General features: G+C 51.6%; 2 protein-coding genes. One reads left to right on the top strand and one right to left on the bottom strand.

Going from position 1 to position 2,794, the window contains the following annotated elements:
- The first annotated feature begins 293 nt into the window (after window positions 1-293).
- Entirely contained in the window at window positions 294-2,090 is a 1,797-nt protein-coding gene (locus tag PKO02S_RS31770; RefSeq protein WP_127589268.1) for a discoidin domain-containing protein, read from the top strand.
- Between the two features lie 75 nt (window positions 2,091-2,165).
- Here PKO02S_RS31770 and PKO02S_RS33730 read toward each other — a convergent pair whose 3' ends face one another.
- Window positions 2,166-2,291, bottom strand: a complete 126-nt coding sequence (locus tag PKO02S_RS33730) for a hypothetical protein (RefSeq protein WP_281280494.1) — start codon at window positions 2,289-2,291, stop codon at window positions 2,166-2,168.
- Window positions 2,292-2,794: the final 503 nt, after the last annotated feature.

Here is a 2,794-nt window from a genome sequence, read left to right as displayed (position 1 = left end):
CACCAACTGAACACTTACGCCAGAGGACCGTCCGTAGGACGGTCTTTCTTACTATGCTCGCCTCGATAGTCAATTCTGCGACAACTAATCGATTCTTCGGTTAATATGAAATACTGGGATATATTCACAATAGTGTGAATTGCCGCGAACCGCTGCTATAAATCATGATAGGAGTGCATATGAACCGATTGTAAAAGGAGATGGTTAGGGTACCGAATACGGGACGAGGAACATCACGATCTGCTTGATGGGACCTTGCTTCACAACTTTAGAAGAGGAGTTGAACTTGATTAATGAAAAAAAGTAAAAAAGTGATTTCAGCGCTCCTAGTCAGTCTGATGCTTGCCTTTCTGATTATGAACGCGATGCCTGTACTGGCGGTTTCCTCCAAATTGACGGTGTCGTCGGTCACCGCCACAGCCAATGACGGCAATGTGCCGGCCAACGCGATTGACGGGAATTCCGGCACACGCTGGTCCGCGGAGGGGGAGCAATCGATCACCTTTACCCTCCCGAGCAATGCTACCATCGACTTGGTTAAAATCTCCTTCTACAGCGCTTCTTCCTCACCTAGACAATCCATCTTCGACATTCAGCTCTCCACCGACAACAGCAACTGGACGAATGTAGTGACCAATCAGTCCAGCAGCTCTTACACTAGCAGCAGCACCGGCTTGCAGACGTTTGATTTTACCGATGCGACGGCTCGGTACGTTAGAATCGTTGGCCATGGCAATACGGACAATGCTTGGAACAGCTTCAGAGAAGTTGAGATTTGGGGAGAGGTCAGCTCCACCCAAAAGCTTAGCGTGTCCACCGTCTCGGCTACTACGGACGACGGTAACGTAGCTGCGAACACGATCGATGGGAACTTCGGCACTCGCTGGTCCGGCGAAGGCAATCCGGCCTCCATTACTTACAATTTGGGCAGCAGCGCGACGATAGACCTGGTTAAAATTGCTTTCTACAGCGGTTCCTCCACTCCAAGAACGTCCACCTTCGACGTCCAACTCTCCACCAACAACAGCACTTGGACGACTGTTCTGACGAACCAATCCAGCAGCGCTTACACGAGCACGACCAACACCGGCTTGCAGACGTTCAACTTTACCGATGCAGTAGCTCAATATGTCCGAATTGTCGGCAAAGGCAATTCTACGAACCTGTGGAACAGCTTCACCGAGGTGGAAATTTGGGGTACCCCAGGCGGCTCAACACCGACTCCTACACCGACTCCTACGCCAACCCCAACCCCAACACCTACGCCAACACCGACACCGACTCCTACTCCAACCGTTGACCCATTCGGTATTACGAAAAAGTACCCAACCAAAGTGGGCGGGGACGAATGGTTTATGAACATGTCCAATCCGAATTCCGACTCCCGCTTCGATCCGCAAGGCACAATCACTCCTAACTACAATGGCTCGGTCATCGAGTCATGGCATAAGGAGAAAGCAAAAACTCGTATGAACGTCTTTACAGCAAGCGGATACCACCCGGAGAACATCACCACCTACAATCAGGATGCTTTGGCAGTCAAAGGTTATATGCAGGATGCCGGAGACTGGAAAAACATCGAGATGACCGGATTTGTCCGGTTGAATCACGCAACTGATTCGGGCGATAACTTCGACTGGTACGCACGGGGAGGCAAACATCCTTCTGAGGGTGATGGATGGGAAGGCACAGCCTATAAAGGCTCGCTCCACTTTAACGGCGTTTCCAAATGGGGCAAGGAGCAGTACCATGTCAATTATGCCCCTTGGAAATCTGCCGGAACGGTAACGACTGCATTGACAGGACGCTGGGTAGGCTTCAAGGTAGTCATGTATAACTATGTTGAAAACGGTGTCACTAAGGTTATGTTGAAGCAGTATCTGAACAACAACGCAGACAAAGTGACTTGGACTGAAATTCACACCGTTATTGATTACACGGGGAATGGTTGGGGCGATGCGGCTCATAACGGAATCGCTCCGGACCAAGCGATTACTTGGGGAGGCCCGATTGCCACATTCCGTTGGGACAGCGCGGATGACGTGGACTTCAAGTGGCTGAGCGTGCGCGAAATTCAGCCTCCGCAATAAGCGGCGATTTAGTGGAGCCGACCGGTCATAGTGCCGGTTGGCTTTGCGCTTGTCGCTGGCTGTTCCAGACCGAGGCTATTCGAACCGGTTGTGCTTGAACTTCTCTTTGCGCTTATAGACGAACCGGATGGCGAAGAGCACCAGCAGGACGAGCAGAATGGACAAGCCGTATCCCGAGAACATGTTGATGATCGTATCCATGGGGAACCTCCCTTTCCGTGGTTGCATTGGTAGTCTTATTCCTTAGGATGGCGATTCGGGGCCTTTCTTATGATTTAAACTTATGCGGGGCGGAATAAATCTAAATGACCTAAAGAACCCCGTACGATCTAGGATCGAACGGGGTTTAAGGCACTATGTATGCTTGCGTAGCTAGAAGCCGGGAACCGGAGCGCCTGCGGCGACTGGGGTTGTTTGGATCTGCAAGCCGTTTTGCGGCTGTTGCTGGTTCTGGGTTGGCTGCTGCAGCTGCAGCTGTTGCGGTTGAGGCGGAGTATGGGTATGAGCCTGCTCCGCCTGCGGCTGTTGATCTGGGATTGGTGCTGGCGAGAATATAGTTGTAGGTGCCGGTGGTGTGGAAAAGGGTACTGGTGCTGTTGATTGTATGTGTGCTGTCGTGTGTACCGGTGCTGCTGGTTGTACTGGTGCTGCTGGTTGTACTGGTGCTGCTGGTTGAATTGGTGCTGCTGATTGTACTGGTGCTG

Source organism: Paenibacillus koleovorans NBRC 103111 (assembly GCF_004000845.1).
In the GTDB taxonomy this organism is placed as follows: Bacteria; Bacillota; Bacilli; order Paenibacillales; family NBRC-103111; genus Paenibacillus_AA; species Paenibacillus_AA koleovorans.
Note: the sequence above shows the minus strand (reverse complement) of the source record. Positions and strands in the feature narration are given on the sequence as shown.

Bases quoted from the DNA above. Each gene is read 5' to 3' on its own strand.
- PKO02S_RS31770 (WP_127589268.1), top strand. From the start codon at position 294: ATGAAAAAAAGTAAAAAAGTGATTTCAGCGCTCCTAGTCAGTCTGATG.
- PKO02S_RS33730 (WP_281280494.1), bottom strand. From the start codon at position 2,291: ATGGATACGATCATCAACATGTTCTCGGGATACGGCTTGTCCATTCTG.